The sequence below is a fragment of the Thermanaerovibrio acidaminovorans DSM 6589 genome (assembly GCF_000024905.1).
GTDB classification, from domain to species: Bacteria; Synergistota; Synergistia; order Synergistales; family Synergistaceae; genus Thermanaerovibrio; species Thermanaerovibrio acidaminovorans.
In genome coordinates this window covers 1024985-1042974 of record NC_013522.1, presented here as the reverse complement: position 1 = coordinate 1042974, position 17990 = coordinate 1024985, and the positions used below count along the sequence as shown (strand labels likewise).

17 protein-coding genes and 1 tRNA gene are annotated in these 17990 nt (G+C 62.5%); 17 read left to right on the top strand and 1 reads right to left on the bottom strand.

The window, feature by feature from the left end:
• Positions 1–21 precede the first annotated feature (21 nt).
• The 17 genes from guaB (at position 22) to TACI_RS05055 (ending at position 16255) form a co-directional block, all read left to right on the top strand.
• Positions 22–1497: an IMP dehydrogenase gene (guaB, locus tag TACI_RS05135; protein ID WP_012869746.1), complete on the top strand. Its 1476-nt coding sequence runs from the start codon at positions 22–24 to the stop codon at positions 1495–1497.
• Between the two features lie 11 nt (positions 1498–1508).
• On the top strand, positions 1509–1688 hold the full coding sequence (locus TACI_RS05130) for a hypothetical protein (RefSeq protein ID WP_012869745.1): 180 nt from the start codon (positions 1509–1511) through the stop codon (positions 1686–1688).
• Positions 1689–1847: 159 nt separating this feature from the next.
• The gene (locus tag TACI_RS05125; RefSeq protein ID WP_242601065.1) at positions 1848–2288 is read left to right on the top strand and encodes a ribosome maturation factor RimP; all 441 of its coding nucleotides are present in this window, start codon (positions 1848–1850) and stop codon (positions 2286–2288) included.
• Positions 2289–2325: 37 nt separating this feature from the next.
• Positions 2326–3435 (top strand): transcription termination factor NusA, encoded by a 1110-nt coding sequence (gene nusA, locus TACI_RS05120; protein WP_012869743.1) that lies wholly within the window; start codon positions 2326–2328, stop codon positions 3433–3435.
• A gap of 2 nt (positions 3436–3437) precedes the next feature.
• The gene (gene rnpM, locus TACI_RS05115; protein WP_012869742.1) at positions 3438–3725 is read left to right on the top strand and encodes an RNase P modulator RnpM; all 288 of its coding nucleotides are present in this window, start codon (positions 3438–3440) and stop codon (positions 3723–3725) included.
• On the top strand, positions 3718–4059 hold the full coding sequence (locus tag TACI_RS05110; RefSeq protein ID WP_164925166.1) for a 50S ribosomal protein L7ae: 342 nt from the start codon (positions 3718–3720) through the stop codon (positions 4057–4059). The genes rnpM and TACI_RS05110 overlap by 8 nt, the downstream gene beginning before the upstream one ends.
• Entirely contained in the window at positions 4031–6043 is a 2013-nt protein-coding gene (infB, locus tag TACI_RS05105) for a translation initiation factor IF-2 (RefSeq protein ID WP_278007105.1), read from the top strand. Before TACI_RS05110 ends, infB begins: the two co-directional genes overlap by 29 nt.
• Positions 6044–6055: 12 nt before the next feature.
• Positions 6056–6373 (top strand): DUF503 domain-containing protein, encoded by a 318-nt coding sequence (locus tag TACI_RS05100; protein WP_012869739.1) that lies wholly within the window; start codon positions 6056–6058, stop codon positions 6371–6373.
• Positions 6360–6773 (top strand): 30S ribosome-binding factor RbfA, encoded by a 414-nt coding sequence (gene rbfA, locus TACI_RS05095; RefSeq protein WP_012869738.1) that lies wholly within the window; start codon positions 6360–6362, stop codon positions 6771–6773. Before TACI_RS05100 ends, rbfA begins: the two co-directional genes overlap by 14 nt.
• Positions 6770–7762: a DHH family phosphoesterase gene (locus tag TACI_RS05090; RefSeq protein WP_012869737.1), complete on the top strand. Its 993-nt coding sequence runs from the start codon at positions 6770–6772 to the stop codon at positions 7760–7762. Before rbfA ends, TACI_RS05090 begins: the two co-directional genes overlap by 4 nt.
• Entirely contained in the window at positions 7734–8639 is a 906-nt protein-coding gene (gene truB / locus TACI_RS05085; RefSeq protein ID WP_012869736.1) for a tRNA pseudouridine(55) synthase TruB, read from the top strand. The genes TACI_RS05090 and truB overlap by 29 nt, the downstream gene beginning before the upstream one ends.
• Positions 8640–8684: 45 nt before the next feature.
• Positions 8685–9647 (top strand): riboflavin biosynthesis protein RibF, encoded by a 963-nt coding sequence (gene ribF, locus TACI_RS05080; protein ID WP_164925165.1) that lies wholly within the window; start codon positions 8685–8687, stop codon positions 9645–9647.
• 52 nt (positions 9648–9699) lie between these two features.
• Positions 9700–9776 (top strand) — tRNA-Arg (locus tag TACI_RS05075).
• 131 nt (positions 9777–9907) lie between these two features.
• Entirely contained in the window at positions 9908–10348 is a 441-nt protein-coding gene (locus TACI_RS05070) for a hypothetical protein (protein ID WP_242601064.1), read from the top strand.
• A gap of 80 nt (positions 10349–10428) precedes the next feature.
• On the top strand, positions 10429–12399 hold the full coding sequence (locus TACI_RS05065; RefSeq protein WP_012869733.1) for a TRAP transporter permease: 1971 nt from the start codon (positions 10429–10431) through the stop codon (positions 12397–12399).
• Between the two features lie 108 nt (positions 12400–12507).
• A complete protein-coding gene (gene ileS, locus TACI_RS05060) occupies positions 12508–15291 on the top strand; it encodes an isoleucine--tRNA ligase (RefSeq protein WP_012869732.1) in 2784 nt (927 codons plus the stop codon).
• Position 15292: 1 nt separating this feature from the next.
• Positions 15293–16255, top strand: coding sequence for an RluA family pseudouridine synthase (locus TACI_RS05055; RefSeq protein ID WP_012869731.1), 963 nt, complete (start codon positions 15293–15295; stop codon positions 16253–16255).
• Here the strand turns inward: TACI_RS05055 and TACI_RS05050 are convergent.
• Positions 16227–17840 carry an NFACT family protein gene (locus TACI_RS05050; protein WP_012869730.1) on the bottom strand — a complete coding sequence of 538 codons (1614 nt, stop codon included), beginning with the start codon at positions 17838–17840 and terminating at the stop codon, positions 16227–16229. The genes TACI_RS05055 and TACI_RS05050 overlap by 29 nt on opposite strands.
• Positions 17841–17990: the final 150 nt, after the last annotated feature.

The window sequence follows — 17990 nt, the reverse complement described above, 5'->3', positions numbered from 1 at the left end:
ATAACCTTTGGAGGTGGGTTTATGAGTTTTGAGGATCGTTTCGTTGGCTACGAGGGGTTCACGTTCGATGATGTGCTTCTGGAGCCGGCCTACAGCGAGGTGTTGCCCTATCAGGTGGACCTCAGGAGCCAATTGACCCCCAAGATAGGTCTCAACATCCCCATAGTCAGCGCCGCCATGGACACGGTGACCGAGAGCCGCCTGGCCATAGCCATGGCCCGGGAGGGTGGAATGGGGGTGATCCACCGGAACATGCCGATAGATAGGCAGGCGGCGGAGGTTGACAAGGTTAAGAGGTCCGAGTCGGGGGTCATCGTTGATCCCTTCTACCTCTACCCGCAGGACAAGATACAGGACGCGGTGGACCTCATGTCCCACTATCACATCTCCGGCGTTCCCATCGTGGACGAAAAGCTGAGGCTGGTGGGGATAATAACCAACCGGGACCTTCGGTTTGTCACCGACTACGGTCAGGCCATATCGGAGGTGATGACCAAGGATGGGCTGGTGACCGCCCCGGTGGGAACCACCCTGGACGACGCCAAGGACATACTGATGAGGCACAAGATAGAGAAGCTCCCCATAGTTGACGGGGAGGGGAAGCTCAAGGGGCTTATCACCATAAAGGACATCCAGAAGGCCAAGGAGTTCCCCAACGCCGCCAAGGACGAGCATGGCCGTCTTAGGGTTGGGGCCGCGATAGGGGTTGGCAGCGACTCTCTGGCCAGGGCGGAGGCGCTTGTGAAGGCCGGGGTGGACCTGATAGTGGTGGACACCGCCCATGGCCACTCGGTGGCGGTTTTGAACACCGTGAGGGAGCTGAGGAGCCGCTATCCGGAGCTTCAGATAGTGGGGGGTAACATAGCCACCGGCGAGGCGGCCCGGGACCTCATCGACGCCGGGGCCGACGCGGTGAAGGTTGGAATAGGGCCCGGCTCCATATGTACCACCCGGGTGGTGGCGGGCATAGGGGTGCCTCAGGTGGCGGCCATAATGAACGTGGCTCGGGTGGCCCATCAGATGGGCAGGATGGTGATAGCTGACGGGGGCATCCGCTACTCGGGGGACATAGTGAAGGCCCTTGCCGCCGGGGCGGACGTGGTGATGATAGGTTCCCTCCTGGCGGGAACCGAGGAGAGCCCCGGTGAGGTGGTCATCTCCCGGGGACGGTCCTTCAAGAGCTACAGGGGCATGGGATCCCTGGGGGCCATGAAGGAGGGCTGCAGTAAGGACCGGTACTTCCAGGAGGGGACCGTGGAGGACAAGCTGGTGCCCGAGGGCATAGAGGGGCTGGTGCCCTACAAGGGGCCCCTGTCTTCGGTGGTGTACCAGATGGCGGGGGGCATAAGGGCAGGCATGGGTTACGTGGGTGCCCCGGACATAAGGACATTGCAGACCAGGAGCCGGTTCATAAAGATAACCGCCGCCTCGGTTAAGGAGAACCACCCCCATGATGTTACAATAACCAAGGAGGCTCCCAACTACTGGCTTGAGTGAGGTGGTTATCCGTGAGGGTCTTCCACGTTCCGGAGGATTTCGAGGACGTCTACAAGGACGGCATTCTAATGTTGCCGGATCTGGAACTGGACGTGTTCGGGGAGGACGCGCTGGAGTCCCTCCCGGAGGACGACTTCGTCATGGGCCTGGATGATTGGTGGTCGGACTTCACCTCGGACATGAACCTCTAGGGGTCTTTTCTCCGTTGGGGTGGTGTAATATAATTAGACTAAGGGAGAAATCTTAGGGTGGCTGGAGAGATAGGCCTTCGTGGAGAGTGGGTTTCGTTCCCACTCTTCGTTTTTTGTATGAACTTGGTGTGCGGAGGGGTGATTGGGGTGTCCGCATCGATGGCTTTCGCGTTTAAGGATCGGATCCGCCGGCTGGTGGAGGATCTTGGGTACATATGCGTTGAGGTCAAGTTGGTTAGGGACCTGGGTGGGCAGGTGGTGAGGGTCACCATAGATTCCCCCGATGCCCCCATAGGTCATGGGGACTGCGAGGCGGTGTCCCGCAAGGTGGGGGAGCTGCTTGACGGGGAGGGGGAGGGTTTCCTCAAGGGCAGGTACTACCTGGAGGTCTCCTCGCCGGGCCCCAACAGGCCCCTGCTGAGCCTGGACGACTTCAGGCGATTCAAGGGGAGCAAGATAAGGGTCTCCACCGGGAAGGGCAAGAAGAGGACCTATTTCATAGATGACGTTTTCGATGACGGCATGGTTCGGCTGGTCCATGAGGGGGAGGAACTGGTCTGCCCCTGGGGTGATCTCAAGAACCCGCGGCTTTGTGGTTGATTCTTAGGTAAGTTTAAGTAGAAACGGGGGATTCTAGATGATACTGGGAAGGGAGTTCGGTAAGGCCCTCAAGCAGCTCGAGGCGGAGAAGGGGTTGTCGTTGGACGTCATATCCTCTAGCCTCGAGGCTGCGCTGGTGTCCGCCTACCGTAAGTTCAAGGGGGGTAATCAGAACGTCGAGGTCTTCATCGACTTCGAAAACGGTGAGATATTCTTGTCGGAGGTCAAGCAGGTGGTGAGGGAGGTCACCTGTCCGGACACGGAGATATCGGTGGAGGAGGCCCATCGCATGGGTTTCGGCGACGTGGAGGAGGGGGATGTGATCCGGATAGAGGTGTTCCCCGAGAACTTCGGCCGGATCGCTGCCCAGACCGCCAGGCAGGTGATAATACAGCGTCTGAAGGACGCGGAGCGGCAGATAATATTCGAGGAGTTCGCGGACAGGACCGGTGATCTGGTCCAGGGCACCATCTTCAAGGTGGAGGGGGACCAGATCCTGGTGCGGCTCAACGACAGGACCGAGGCCATCCTTCCCCGGGAGGAGCGGGTGCTGGGGGAGGCCTATCGGGTGGGGGACCGTTACAAGTTCTTCCTTTTGGATGTGCGGCAGACCACCAAGGGGCCCAGGATCGTGGTGTCCAGGACCCATCCGGGGCTGTTGCGCAAGCTGTTCGAGCTGGAGGTGCCGGAGATCCGGGACGGCATAATCGAGATAAAGAACGTGGTCCGGGAGGCGGGCGGCAGGTCGAAGGTGGCGGTCCAGTCCCTGGACTCCAACGTGGATCCCGTTGGGGCCTGTGTGGGTCCCAAGGGGACCAGGATAAAGTCCGTGATGGACGAGCTGGGTGGGGAGCGGGTTGATGTCATAGTTTGGAGCAGCGACCCCATAGCTTACGTGAAGAACGCCCTCTCCCCCGCCAAGGTGGTGAAGGTGGAGCCCCTGCTGGATCAGGAGAGGGCCTTGAGGGTCTTCGTGAGGCCCGATCAGCTCTCGCTTGCCATAGGCAAGGCGGGGCAGAACGTCCGGTTGGCCGCCAGGCTCACCGGCTGGAAGATAGACATAAAGGTCCTGGAGCCCGAGCGGCTTCCCACCCTGAAGGACCTGTTTGAGGACATAATAGCCGGGGCCGACGGGGAGAGGGGCTAGGCTTGCCGGAGGAGCGTAGACGCCGTCCCCGGCGTTGCGTGGGGTGCGGCGCCGAGATGCCCAAGAGGGGGCTCATAAGGGTGGTGAGGACCCCCGATGGGCGGGTTTCGTTGGACAGGACCGGCAAGATGCCCGGCCGGGGGGCCTACATATGTCCCTCCCCCTCGTGCCTTGCCATGGCGGCCAAGAAGAGGTCCCTGTCCAGGGCCCTTCGGGTGGAGGTTCCCCCGGAGGTAATGGAGGAGATAGGGGCTCTTTTGAGGGAGGCTGAAGTGGAAGGGGATGGCTGACCTTCGTCGTATAGCCGGGCTTCTGGGCCTGATGCGGAGGAGGGGGGTCGTGGTCTTCGGGCAGGATAGGGTGAGGCGTCACGTCTTGTCCTCCCCGGGGGACTGGGTGGTTCTGCTGTCCCAGGACTGCCCGGAGCGGCTGGCAGCAAAGATGAGCGCTTTGGGCTGTGTGACCCATAGGCTCGCAGGTGTTAGCGGTGCGGATCTGGGCTTGGCCCTTGGGTCCCGGGCGGTGAACGTGGTGGCGTTCCCCGCTTCGGATCCCATGGGGAGGTCCATTTGGGGGCTTTTAAAAGGGGAGAGTGATGGGCTTGAGCAAGATAAGGGTATATGAGCTGGCCAAGATGCTAGGCAAGTCGAACGGAGAGCTGATGGAGGTCCTGAAGGACCTTGGGGTTGAGGTGAAGACCCACATGAGCTCCATAGATGCGGACGTGGCCCAGATGGTGGAGGATGCGGTGAGGGGATCATCCAATGGGGTTGCCGAGACGGGGCTCAAGCGGGTGCCCTATCGTACCGGCTGTAGCGTGGGGGATGTGGCCAAGGCGCTGGGGCAGACCCCCGGCGGGGTGGTCAAGGTGCTGGTGGAGGCGGGGCTCATGGCCCCCGCATCGGCGCCGGCGGACGATAAGATCCTGTCCATCCTCTCCAGGCACTTCGGGGTGGAGTTCGTGGCGGAGGAGGCTCCGGCGGAGGGAGTCCCGTCTCGGGGGGATGGACAGGATGGGCGTGACAAGCAGCCCAAAGCTGTCAAGGCCAAGGGCAAGAAGGACAAGGGGGCCAAGCGGGAGTCCACCGGTCCGGTCTCTCGTCCTCCCATAGTCACCGTAATGGGGCACGTGGACCACGGCAAGACCACCCTGCTGGACTTCATAAGGAAGACCCGGGTGGCGGACAAGGAGGCGGGGGGCATAACTCAGCACATCGGTGCCTCGGTGGTGGATTACGAGGGCAGGCGAATAGTCTTCCTGGACACCCCTGGGCATGAGGCCTTCACCGCCATGAGGGCCCGGGGGGCCAAGGTGACCGACATAGCCATCCTGGTGGTGGCCGCCGATGATGGTGTGATGCCCCAGACGCTGGAGGCGTTGAACCATGCCAAGGCGGCGGGGGTGCCCATAATAGTGGCCATAAACAAGGTGGACAAGCCCGAGGCCCGCCCGGACCGGGTGAGGCAGCAGCTCTCGGACCATGGCCTGGTGCCCGAGGAGTGGGGGGGAGACACGGTCATGGTGGAGGTGGCCGCCAAATCCGGGTTGGGGGTCGATCAGCTTCTGGAGATGGTGCTGCTGGTGGCGGACATGGAGGAGCTGAAGGCGGATCCGTCCGCGGAGCCCCGGGGCACCGTGGTGGAGGCCAACCTGGACAAGGGCAAGGGGCCGGTGGCCACCGTGATAGTCCAGGATGGGACCCTTCGGCGGGGGCACGTGATAAGGACCGCCTCCACCTGGGGCAAGATAAGGGCCATGCTGGACCATCGGGGTAAGTTCGTGGATGAGGCTGGTCCCAGCACCCCGGTGGAGATCCTGGGCTTCGAGTCGGTCCCCCAGCCCGGCGAGGTTTTCGAGCGGGTGGCGGACGAGCGGGAGGCCCGGGAGCTTCACGAAAGGCAGCTCCAGGACAGGCGGGGGTTTGATCAGAGGCGCGAGTCCCGGTTCACCCTGGAGGAGCTCTACGAGAGGATGCAGCAGGGGAGCGCGCTGCCTCAGCTTAACCTGGTGCTCAAGTGCGACGTCCAGGGGTCCGTGGAGGCCTTCCGGTCCTCCATAATGAAGATGAGCTCCGATGAGGTGGGGATCAACATCGTCCACGAGGGGGTAGGTCGGATATCCGAGAGCGACGTGATGCTGGCCTCCGCCTCTAACGCCATAATAATAGGCTTCAACGTCAGGCCTGACGCCAACGCCAAGAAGCTGGCGGAGGCCGAGGGGGTCCAGATAAGGCTCTACAACATAATCTACGACGTGCTGGACGACGTTAAGGCCGCCCTGGAGGGCATGCTGGCCCCCACCATACGGGAGAGCACCCTGGGTCAGGCGGAGATAAGGGCGGTCTTCAAGGTCCCCAAGGTGGGCAAGATAGCGGGCTGTTACGTACAGGAGGGTCTCATAAGGAGGAACGCCAAGGTGCGCCTCATCAGGGATGGGGTTGTCATCTGGGAGGGAGCCCTCTCCACCCTCAAGAGGTTCAAGGACGACGTGCGGGAGGTCAGCGCCGGTTACGAGTGCGGCTTGAGCTTCCAGAACTTCCAGGACTTCAAGGAGGGGGACCTGGTGGAGGCCTACGAGCTGGTTAAGGAGAAGCGGCATCTGGACTAGGGGATCTGGCCGGTGACAGCCAGGGGTTGGATAGGCTACCTCAAGGTGGACCTGCTGAGCTCCTCGTTCCAGACCCTGAAGGACCGGAGGAGCTGGATAAGGTCCACCCTGGACCAGGCCAGGGGGAAGTTCAACGTCTCGGTGGGGGACCTGAGCCCCGATGGGGCCGTCACCAGGGTGACATTGTGCTTCGCCCTGGCGGGTTCCTCCTCATCCGACGTGGAGGGGCGTCTTGGGTCGTTGAGGAGCCTGGTCAGCCGTATGGCGGAGGACCATGGTCTGGAGGTTCTGGACTTTTGGGAAGAGGTCTTGTGCGATGACGACATTTAGGATAGAGCGGCTGAACAAGGAGTTCCTTAGGGAGATATCCCTGCTCCTTCAGGGACGGGTGAAGGACGACAGGGCCAAGATGGCCATCCTCACCGGGGTGTCCTGCTCCAAGGACCTCAGCGTGGCCAAGGTTTACTTCACCGTCCTGGACAGGTCCAAGGTTGAGGAGGTACGCTTGGGCCTCGAGGGGGCGTCTGGGCTGATCAGGGGGATGTTGGGCCGGGAGATGCGGCTCCGCAAGATCCCGGAGTTCCGCTTCATCTACGACGATACGGAGGATAGGGCGGGCCGGGTGGATGCCATCCTGGACAGCATAGCCCCCACCCCTGCCATGGGGAACCAAGACGACATTGAGGAGCTTGACGAGGACTGGCAGGAAGAGGAGGGGGATCCGTCTTGATCCCCTTCTCCTTGCTGGAAGCCGTCAGGGGGCTGGATGATTGGATAGTGGTGTCCCACGAGAAGCCCGACGGGGACACCTTGGGCTGTGGCAGCGCGATCTCCGCGGTGCTTGGATCGATGGGTAAGCGGGTCTGCTGGATCGGCAGGGATCCGTTGCCGAGGCTCTACTCTTTCCTTAGCGAGAGCGGGATATACTCCACCGCTCAGCCTGGGGAGGTCAGGTCCTCCCTGGGGGATGGTCCGGTTGGGTGGTTCTTCGTGGACTCCAGCGATATCACCCGGGCCATGGATCACCTGCCCAGGGGGCCTGAGGACCGGGTGGTAAACGTGGACCACCATGGGGACAACGGCCTATTTGGGGACGTCAACTGGGTGGATCCCTCCTTCGCCGCCACGGGGGAGATGCTGGCCAACCTGTTCAAGCGGGAGGGGGTCCGGGTTTCTAGCCCGGTGGCCACGGATCTATACGTGGCCATGGTGACCGACACGGGATTCTTCCGTTTCAGCTCCGTAACCCCCAGGACCCTGGAGACCGCCGCCTTCCTCCTGTCCAAGGGGGTGGACCACTCCTTTGTCGACGATGCCATAAACCGGTCCATGGACGAGCGGATTCTGCACCTTTGGGGGAAGGCGCTCTGCCGGGTCAGGAGCGCCGCCGGTGGGGCGGTGCTGGTCTCCTGGCTGGACCAGGATGACTTCGTCGAGTGCGGGTGCGATCCGTCCGCCACCGAGGGGCTGGTGAACCTGATCTTCTCCACCCCCGAGGGGCTGATGGCCGCCCTGGTGACCCGGTCCGGCGGGGACCTGTCCCGGGTCAGCCTCAGGACCCGGGGAGGGGTCAGCGCCCGGGCCATAGCCGCCCGGTTCGGTGGGGGAGGGCACGAGAGGGCCGCGGGGTTCAGACTCAAGGAATCCCCCGAGGAGGGGGCTAGGATGTTGCTTGCGGAGTTGGCCAGAGATGCGGTCCGGCTTCCTTCTGATAGATAAGGAGGAGGGGCTGAGGAGCACCGCCTGCGTGGAGGCGGTGAGGAGGTCCCTCGGCAGGGATTTCAAGGTTGGGCACGCGGGGACGTTGGACTCCGGCGCCAGCGGCCTGTTGGTGGCCCTGGTCGGCAGGGCCACCAGGCTGTCCAACCTGGTGATGTCGTTCTCAAAGGAGTACCGGGCCCTGGTCCGGCTGGGCATCCGGACCGACACGGAGGACATAACGGGACGGATATTGGACCGATGCCCGGTCCCCCGCTGGGATGCAGGGGATTTAAGCAGGGTCTTGGCCTCCTTCCTGGGTTGCCGCCTTCAGCGCCCCCCCGCCGTCTCGGCGGTCCACGTGGGGGGCAGGAGGGCCCACGAGCTGGCCCGCTCGGGAGAGGAGCCCAACATAGTCCCCCGGGAGGTCTTCGTCCGGCGCATTGAAGTGGGGGAGATGTTGGGCCCTGATGTGGTCTCCATTCGGGTTTCCTGCGGTAAGGGCACCTACGTCAGGTCCATAGCCAGGGACCTGGGGGAGAGGCTTGGAACCTGGGGCACGATAGAGCGGCTCCGGCGGACCTCGGTGGGCCCCTTCAGGGTTGAGGACGCGCTCCCGTCCGGCCAGATGGGGGAGCTCGGCACCCGGGACCTGTTGAGCAGGCTGATCCCCCTGGAGAGGCTCGGGGAGTTCCTGCCCGGTGGCCGGGTCCCTGCGGAGCTGGACGCCCTCTGCAGCAACGGAGGGGCGATCCGGATCCGGGACCTGGAGGCCTTCTCGGTTCGGGCCCCTTACGTTTCCGGCGGGTTGGTGCTGGTCAGATACTCCCGTGGCATGGGTATCTACCAGCTGGTGGGGGACGGGCGCCTGGAGTGTAGGGTCAACCTGCCCGATTGATCCCCATTGGGTTGTGGTCCGCGGGAGATGCGGGGGAGGCGTCCCATGATATGGGTCATAGGTTACTTTGACGGTTTTCACCTGGGGCATCAGGCGCTGCTTCGGGAGGCCATGAGGGCCGCTCGGGAGAGGTCCGTCGATTGGGGGGTGCTTTCCTTCACTCCTCATCCCCGGGGGGTCATATCCGGCAGGCCCATGGAGCTCCTGTTCACCCCCAGGGAGAGGGGAGTCTTGGTGGACTTCCTGGGGGTTCCGGTCCTCAAGGAACTCCCCTTCGATCGGGCGTTGGCGGACATGTCCCCCCTGGAGTTCCTCCAAATGATGGAGGCTAGGCTCTCCCCCACCGGGGTGGTGGTGGGGGGTAACTTCCGGTTCGGCAAGGGGCGCAGCGGGGATGTGGACCTGCTCAGGGATTTCTGTCATCGGAGAGGCTGGTTCTTTAAGTCCGTCAGGTGCCTGGAGCTAGGGGGGGAGCCGGTGAGCAGCACCAGGATAAGGGAGACCCTGGTGTCTGGCCGGGCGCAGGACGTGTCTGCAATGTTGGGGTATCCATTCATGATCTTGGGGCGCGTCTGCCGTGGGGATCAGCGGGGGAGGGCCATCGGTTTCCCCACTGCAAACCTATCGATACCCCATGGCAAGCTGCTCCCCGCCAGGGGTGTTTACGGCGCCCTGGCCTGGGTTGACGGTGGTTGGCACCCATCGGCGCTGAACGTGGGCTTCAATCCCACCTTCGAGGGGGTGAGGGGCATCCGGGTGGAAGCCCACCTGATGGGCTTCCAGGGGGATATTTACGGCAGGGAGATGGCGGTCTTTCCCTTGAAGATGATCCGGGAGGAGCACAAGTTCCCATCCGTGGCGCAGCTGGTGAGGCAGATGGAGATGGACGTGGAGGAGGCCCGACGGATCTGTCTGGGGTATCCGGAGGATTTCAAGGCTAAAATGAGCAAGGCACTGGGATCTGCCCTGGGTTGCGTTGAAGTGGAAGCCAAAAATTCCGTAAATTGACCCTCTCCTTGACATGGGCGGAGGTCGTGGTATCATTTTCGCCGTGGTGCGCGGGCCCATAGCTCAGCAGGATAGAGCGACGGCCTCCTAAGCCGTAGGTCGCCAGTTCGACTCTGGCTGGGCCCGCCATGATAGCAAGCCCTGACGTGGTACCCCATGTCGGGGCTTTTAGTTTGCCCTCTAATGATTGATTAATTTTTATTTTTTGATCTTTCTGTCGGGGTGATGCGTTGGGGAGGCGGTTGTGGGGGCTTTTGTTGGTGGCGTCGTTTCTGGTTCCGATCCTGCCCGTGGGATATCGGTTGGTGGTAGCGGACAGGACGGGGACGATCCTGATTCGTGCTCCGCTGTTCCTGGGACATGGGCTGTTGCTTAGGTCCGAGCACTCTCTGGAGAGGTCCATCTTGGAGGACCGGCTGGTGGTCTGCGATGGGGCCCTGTGGGTCTGGTGGAGCTTCGTTAGGACCTACAACGCGGGCATACCAACCGAGGTCCCCAAGGGGGGAGTAATGAGGGTGACCGATACCGGCACGGCCTTCATCGGGGGCAGGCGGCGTCTTCCGGATCCACTGGTGTATAGGGTTGGGGATCGGGATCTTGGTAAGAACGAAGCATGGATATATAATAAACGAGTGTGTCTTTTCAAGATTTTTCCCAAAAGAACGTTAAGCTTTAGCGTGGTTCCCAGACAGGGGTTTTAGGCGTTCCTTCAAGTGGGGGGTGGTATTTGGGGCGTCGTCAAGGGGTGTCTTCTCAAATCACATGGTAATAGGGGGGTATGATGGTGAGCGACAAGGATCTTGTGACCGATGCCGCTACGGCGGAGGGCGGCGTCATAGACATCGACGAGATAGTCAAGAAATACGACACCGAGGCCCGCTACCGGAGTCTTAAGGGTTGGCAGGCTATGTTGGTTTCCGCCATAGCGGTGGCCATGTCGGTGTTCCATTTCTACACCGCCGGGTTTGGCCTCCTGGATGCGGCCAAGCAGGGGGCGGTGCACCTTAGCTTCACCCTGGTTCTGGTCTTCCTGCTCTACCCGGTTTCAAGCAAGTCGTCAAAGGATAGGATCCCCTGGTACGACGTGCTCTTTGCCATAGGGGCCGCTTACGGCTGCATGTACATCGTGTTGAACTTTGAAGCGCTGGGGGCTAGGTCGGGGTTACCCACCACCATGGACCTGACCATGGGCTTCATGACCATGGCGCTCCTGCTGGAGGCCACCAGAAGGATATCCAACCCGGTGCTCCCAACCCTGGCGGTCCTCTCCCTGCTCTACTGTTACTTCGGCAGGAGCATGCCCTCCATACTGGCCCATCGGGGCTTCTCCATCCCAAGGATAGTGAACCACATGTACCTGGGCACCGAGGGCATCTTCGGGGTTCCCCTGGGGGTCTCGTCCACCTTCGTGTTCATGTTCATCCTCTTCGGCTCGGTATTGGAGAAGACCGGGATGGGTAGGTTCATAATCGACCTCTCCATGGCCCTGGCGGGCTGGTCTACCGGAGGCCCCGCCAAGGTGGCGGTCCTGAGCTCCGGCCTCATGGGCACCATATCTGGATCCTCGGTGGCCAACGTGTGCACCACCGGCATGTTCACCATTCCCCTCATGAAGAGCGTGGGCTACAGGCCTCACTTCGCCGGGGCGGTGGAGGCGGTGGCATCCACCGGTGGGCAGATCATGCCTCCCGTCATGGGGGCCGCGGCCTTCATAATGGCCCAGATGCTGGGGATCCCTTACATCGAGGTGGCCATAGCCGCCATAGTGCCCGCCCTCCTTTACTACGGGGGGGTCCTGGTGCAGGTGCACCTGGAGGCCACTCGGCTTGGTCTGAAGGGCATTCCCAGGGATCAGCTTCCCCCCATATGGCCCCTTCTGAGGTCCCAGGGGTTCCTGCTGATCCCCCTGGTGGTGATCATCTACTTCCTCCTGGCGGGCTACACGCCCCTGAAAGCGGCGTTCAACGGGATTGTGGTCAGCTACGTCCTGTCCTTCCTTAACAAGCAGACCATGCTCACCCCCAAGAGGCTCATGGAGGCCTTTGAGGCCGGGGCCAGGGGGGCCATAGGGGTGGCCTGTGCGTGTGCCACGGTGGGCATCGTGGTCGGCATGGCCACCCTTACCGGGCTGGCGCTGCGGGTTGCGGGCACCATAATAGCCCTCTCGGGGGGCAAGCTGCTCAGCACCCTGATCCTTGCCATGTGCTCCAGCATCCTTCTGGGGACCGGATTGCCCACTACCGCCAACTTCATAATCACCAGCATGATGGTGGCCCCGTCGCTGCTCCAGCTGGGGGTTCCCGCCCTTGCGGCCTACATGTTCGTCTTCTACTTCGGCATCGCGGCGGACCTGAGCCCCCCTGTGGCCCTTGCGGCCTACGCGGGAGCCGGCATAGCCGGATCGGATCCCATGAAGACCGGGTTCACCGCCTTCAAGCTGGCCCTGGCGGGATTCCTGGTGCCCTACATCTACGTCTACAACCCGATCCTGCTGCTCATAGACTACCATCCCCTGCCTTTCGCCCAGGCGGTGGCCACTGCGGTCATGGGGATATTCCTCCTGGGGATGTCTACCATAGGGTTCTACAAGGCCGAGATGTCCGTTCCATTCCGGGCCCTGGCCATGGCCGGAGCCTTTGGGCTCCTGATCCCCGGCACCAAGTCGGACCTTTTCGGCCTAGCGGTGCTTATAACGGTCCATCTATGGCAGACCGCCAAGGCCAAAAAGGCAAGGCCTACGGCGGGAGAGTAGGGAGACGGGCAACTAACTTTAAAGTTTGTCCCGATGGTGTATAATCTGCCCGAGCGCCCCTTGCGCTTAGCAAGGGGCGCTTCTCATAGGAAGAAGGAGGTATTTCGGGTGACCAGGGACTACAAGGACACGTTGCGGCTTCCCAAGACCGACTTCCCCATGAAGGCCAACCTGGCCCAGCGGGAGAAGGAGTTTCTGAGCTTTTGGCAGGAGAGGGGCATATACCAGAAGATGCAGGAGATCCGGGATGGGTCCCCCACCTTCATCCTTCACGATGGCCCACCCTACGCCAACGGTCACATCCATATAGGGACCGCTTTCAACAAGATCCTCAAGGACTTCATTCCTAAGTTCAAGTCCATGAGGGGATTCAGGGCCCCCTACGTTCCCGGCTGGGATACCCATGGGCTCCCGATTGAACTCAAGGTTCTCAAGGAGGACAAGGTGGACAGGGAGCAGGTTTCCCCCCTGGAGCTGAGGTCCCGTTGTGCCAAGTACGCCCTGGGCTTCGTGGACGTCCAGCGGGAGGAGTTCAAGCGCCTGGGGGTGCTTGGCGACTGGGACGATCCGTATCTGACCCTCAAGCCCGAGTACGAGGCTGCCCAGGTGGAGGCCTTCGCGGACATGCTGGAGAGGGGCCTGGTCTACAAGGGTAAGAAGCCGGTCTTCTGGTGCACCGACTGCCAGACCGCCCTGGCGGCGGCGGAGATAGAGTACGAGGACGAGTCTTCCCCCTCCATCTACGTGGCGTACCCCATGGAGTCCCTGCCCTCTGGGGTGTCCCTGGAGGGGGGGCTCCAGGACCTTTACGTGGTCATATGGACCACCACCCCCTGGACGCTCCCGGCCAGCATGGCGGTGGCCCTACATCCCCAGTATAAATACGGGGTCTTCCGGGCCCGGGACGGCAGGCGTTTCATCGTTGCCCTGGAGCGGCGGGAGGAGTTCGAGGGTGACGTGCATCTCGGCCTGGGTGAGATGGAGGCGGTCTTCACCGGAGAGCAACTGGAGGGGGCCATGGCGGTGCATCCCTTCTACCAGGATCGGAAGATCCCGCTGGTGCTGGCGGACTACGTGGTGCTGGACTCCGGTACCGGTTGCGTCCACACCGCCCCGGGACATGGGGTGGAGGACTTCGAGACCGGCGTCCGCTATGGCCTTGAGATCCTTAACCCGGTGGACAACCGGGGGGTCTTCCTCAAGGACGTTCCCCTGGTGGGGGGGCTCCCCATATCCGATGGGGCCAAGGTGATCCTGGAGATCCTGACCGAGTCCCGCCGGCTACTGTCCTCCGGGGAGATAAAGCACTCCTATCCCCACTGCTGGCGGTGCAAGCAACCGGTCATATTCCGGGCCACGGAGCAGTGGTTCGTGTCGGTCCAGGCCTTCCGGGATCAGGCCATGGACGCCATAGACACGGTCCAGTGGGTTCCCTCCTGGGGCAAGGATCGGATAGGCAACATGGTGCGGGACAGGTCCGACTGGTGCATAAGTCGCCAAAGGGTCTGGGGGGTGCCGATCCCCGCCTTCTACTGTCAGGACTGCGGAAAGCTGGTGGCGGAGCCCGCCATGGTGAGGCGGGTGGCCCAGGTGATACGCTCCGAGGGTAGCGACGCCTGGTGGGCCCGGTCGCCCATGGAGCTCCTTGGGGACCTCTGCTCCTGCCCCCACTGCGGGTCAAGCAACCTCTCCAAGGAGAGCGACATAATGGACGTGTGGTTCGATTCGGGGGTCAGTCATCTGGCGGTGCTGGAGACCCGAAAGGAGCTTGGGTGGCCCGCGGACATGTACCTGGAGGGTAGCGATCAGCACAGGGGCTGGTTCCAGACCTCCCTGCTGACCGGCATCGCCACCCGGGGCAAGGCCCCCTTCCAGCAGGTCCTAACCCACGGGTTCATCGTGGACGGCAAGGGGAGGAAGATGTCCAAGTCCCTGGGCAACGTGGTCAGCCCCCAGGAGGTGATAGACAAGTACGGGGCGGACATCCTTCGCCTCTGGGTGGCCTCCACCGACTACCGGGGGGACGTCCGCATATCCGACAGGATCCTCAAGAACCTGGTGGAGTCCTACCGGAGGATAAGGAACACCGCTCGGTTCATTCTGGGTAACCTCTCGGACTTTGACCCCGCCAAGCACCGAATCCCCCGGACGGAGATGCTCCCCTTCGACAAGTGGGCGGTGTCCCGGCTACAGGACCTGATAGAGAAGGTCACCAGGGGGTACGAGGAGTACGAGTTCCACGTGCCCTACTTCGCGGTGCACCAGTTCTGCGACAACGACATGAGCTCCCTGTATCTGGACGTTTGCAAGGATAGGCTGTACGCGGATCATCAGGACGGCATCTCCAGACGGAGCGCCCAGAGCGCCATGTGGGAGATCCTGATCTCCCTCTGCAAGATCCTCTCCCCGATCCTCAGCTTCACCTGCGAGGAGATATGGCAGTTCGCCCGGGGGCTCGATCGGTCCCTGGAGGAGAGCGTCTTCCTTTCCGACTGGCCAGTGGCGGACCGGACCGGCCTTGAGGGCGTGGACGGCAAGGCATGGGACCGGCTCTTCTCCGTCAGGGGGGCGGTTCTCCGGGCGCTGGAGCAGGCCCGTCTGGCGGACATGATCGGCAACTCCCTCGAGGCCCAGGTGGAGCTGGACCTTAAGACATATGGGGATCTGAAGGACCTCTTCCCCAGGGAGCTCATGGAGGACCTGTTCATGGTCTCGGACCTTATCCTGGCTCCCCTTTCAGAAGATGCGTTCCAGGACCAGGAGACCGGGGTGGCGGTCAAGGTATCCCACAGCCCCCATCAGAAGTGTCCCCGGTGCTGGAAGTGGAAGGAGGAAGTGGAGCGGCTTGAGGTCTGCGGAAGGTGTAAAGAGGTGTTGGATCGGCTTGGATAGCTTGGAAGACACCATCCGCCAAGTCGAAGGGGGCCCCGAGGGTGGTTTCGAGGGCCCCCTCTCCTTCCCGGTGGGGGAGGACGGGGAGGGGCACCGGCTGGACTTTGTCCTGTCCAGGGAGATAGGCGTGAGCAGGTCCTACGCGTCGAAGCTCATAAAGGAGGGGATGGTCCAGGTCTCCTGGTCCCCCAGGGTCAAGCCATCGCTGAAGGTTCGGGTTGGGGGGACGGTGACGGCTCAACTGCCCCCGTCGGAGGAGCTGGAGCTTGAGCCCCAGGACGTCCCCTTCCGGGTGGTCTATCAGGACCAGGACCTGGTGGTGGTGGACAAGCCGGCGGGGCTGGTGGTCCATCCCGCCCCGGGACACTGGAGGGGGACGCTGGTGCACGGGCTCCTTTACAGGTACCCGGACCTGATGGAGCTGAACGGGGTCAAGAGGCCCGGCATAGTCCACCGGCTGGACGCCACCACGTCGGGGCTGATGGTGGTGGCCCGGAACGGGCTTGCCATGGAGGGGCTCGTTAGGGCCTTCAAGGACAGGCGGGTGGGGAAGGTCTACCTGGCCATGGCGGCGGGTACCCTGAGAGGGGAGGGGAGCGTATCCCTGCCCATAGGAAGGGACCCGGATAACCGGAAGAGGATGGCCTGCGTCCCGTGGGGCAGAGAGGCCTTGACCCGTTACAGGGTCATCTGGAGCCGGGGGGGCTACAGCCTGGTGGCCTGCCAGATAAAGACCGGCCGGACCCACCAGATAAGGGTTCACATGAGATCCCTGGGTCACCCCCTGGTGGGGGATCGGATCTACGGAGGGCCCTGCCCGGAGGGCTTCCCCCTCGGCAGGGTGTTCCTTCACTCCTGGCGGCTGGAGTTCGATCACCCCAGGACCGGGGCCCCCATGAGCTTCATCTGTCCCCTGCCCCCGGACCTGGTCCGCTTCATAGGCCTAGTTCTTCGGGGCTCATAGGCTCCACCAGGATGCTCCTGAATACCCGGTACCTGACTCCCGCGATGCCCATCTCCGGGAGGGGGCGAAGGTTCCTCCTCTCTGTGTAGTCCACCCAGACCTTCCCCTCCCCCCGGGCGGGGCTGAACCAGGCGGCGATGGAGGCCAATAGGGCGGTCAGGTCGTCACCCATCGGGGCCTTGGGGTCCCGGGGGCGAAAGATCACGTGGGATCCCGGGATGTCCTTCACGTGGAACCAGATGTCGCTCGGTTTGGCGAGCCGGAAGGTCACCTCCCGGTTGCCCTGGGCGCTCAGCCCAACCAGTATCATCCCCTGGGGGCATTCCATTCGTCGGAGCCCTTGGTGTTCCACCTTCCGCCCCTTGCCTCCCTTTGAATGGGGGTTCTGGGTCGTCCTCTGGCGAAGGCCCTTCAGGTCCACCTCCGCTTCAATGGCGGCCAGCTCTCGGGCTCCCAGGGGGCAATGGAGCATGGCCCGCTGCTCCAGGATGGTGCCCATCTGCCCCTTAATCAAAGGTTCCCTATCTTTGGATCCCTGGTACCTCCTCACCAGCCGCCGGTAGTCCTTGAAGAGCCTCTGGGCCTCATCTATGGGATTCCCCCCCGGGGGGATCTGTATCTTCAATGGGCCCTCCACGCCGGGCCACTGCTCCACCTCCAAGGGATCTTCCACTGGCTCCCCAGGTGGCAGGCTCATGAGAACCTCCCCCATGGCCTTTAGCCTGGAGGCCTCCTCCAGCAGGGACTCGTCGGGAAGCTGGGATCGCAGCGCCTCCAATTTCCGGTCCACTATCTGGATGAGCCTCTTGCGCTTGGCGGCTAGAAGGGACCCCACCAGCTGCTGGACCGTCCACCTCCCAAGCATGCCCAGCAGGTCCCTGGCGGGCTCTGCCCCCTCCAGCGGTAATGAGGCGGGGACCGCCACCGCATCGGTCCCGGTGAAGCGTATCATCCAATCGGACGGGTTAGGGGTCCGCCGGTAGAGTAGGTCCTCCATCTCCTGGGGGGATAGCTTGGGATCCGTCGCATTTTGGATCAGATTGGAAAGGCCCCTGCTGAGCCCCGAAGAGGCTGAGCCCGTCGGAGCTGGGGGTGGGGAGTATGAGACGTGGGGGAGGAGGATCCTATCCGCGGAGTCCGGGTAGAGCCGTCTCAGGCAGTCCACCACCGAGCCGTTGGAGACAAGACATAGGTTGGGTTGGTGGGGGATCATCTCCACCATCAGCTGGAGCTCCTCCCTCACCGACGAGCTTATGGCCCGGGAGAAGCCCAGGAGCAACACCCGGTCCCGGTTGATCTGCCGAACCTCCGAGAGTCTAGCTCCAGACAGGTGCCCCCTTAGAAGGTCCACCATGGGGGGCTTTTTGGGGTACAGGGTCACCAGGTCCCGCTGTTGGTCCCTGGTCAGGGTCCCCACACAGGGCATCTGGGGCCACCAGGAGAGGAGGAGCCCCATGCGCCTTCCCCGGCAGCGGATCTCCAGCGTCACCCCCTGGGAGCATCCGTCCACCCCATCCACCACGGATCCCACCAGGTCCGCCATAGTCGTCTCCAGAAGCCTTACCACCTCAGCGCCAAGGGCCAATTGGACCACCTCCAAGGACTTGGGAATGTATCACGGAAGGATTCCCCTGGGCAAGTGCGAATGTTCGGGCAGGAAATCGATTGCGGCTGATATTAAACTGTCGCTATAGCTTGACACTGTCCATACATGTGAGTAATGTAGGTAATGTCG

Bases quoted from the DNA above. Each gene is read 5' to 3' on its own strand.
- nusA (WP_012869743.1), top strand. From the start codon at position 2,326: ATGATACTGGGAAGGGAGTTCGGTAAGGCCCTCAAGCAGCTCGAGGCG.
- infB (WP_278007105.1), top strand. From the start codon at position 4,031: ATGGGCTTGAGCAAGATAAGGGTATATGAGCTGGCCAAGATGCTAGGC.
- rbfA (WP_012869738.1), top strand. From the start codon at position 6,360: ATGACGACATTTAGGATAGAGCGGCTGAACAAGGAGTTCCTTAGGGAG.
- ribF (WP_164925165.1), top strand. From the start codon at position 8,685: ATGATATGGGTCATAGGTTACTTTGACGGTTTTCACCTGGGGCATCAG.
- TACI_RS05065 (WP_012869733.1), top strand. From the start codon at position 10,429: ATGGTGAGCGACAAGGATCTTGTGACCGATGCCGCTACGGCGGAGGGC.
- TACI_RS05110 (WP_164925166.1), top strand. From the start codon at position 3,718: ATGGCTGACCTTCGTCGTATAGCCGGGCTTCTGGGCCTGATGCGGAGG.
- TACI_RS05125 (WP_242601065.1), top strand. From the start codon at position 1,848: ATGGCTTTCGCGTTTAAGGATCGGATCCGCCGGCTGGTGGAGGATCTT.
- truB (WP_012869736.1), top strand. From the start codon at position 7,734: ATGCGGTCCGGCTTCCTTCTGATAGATAAGGAGGAGGGGCTGAGGAGC.
- guaB (WP_012869746.1), top strand. From the start codon at position 22: ATGAGTTTTGAGGATCGTTTCGTTGGCTACGAGGGGTTCACGTTCGAT.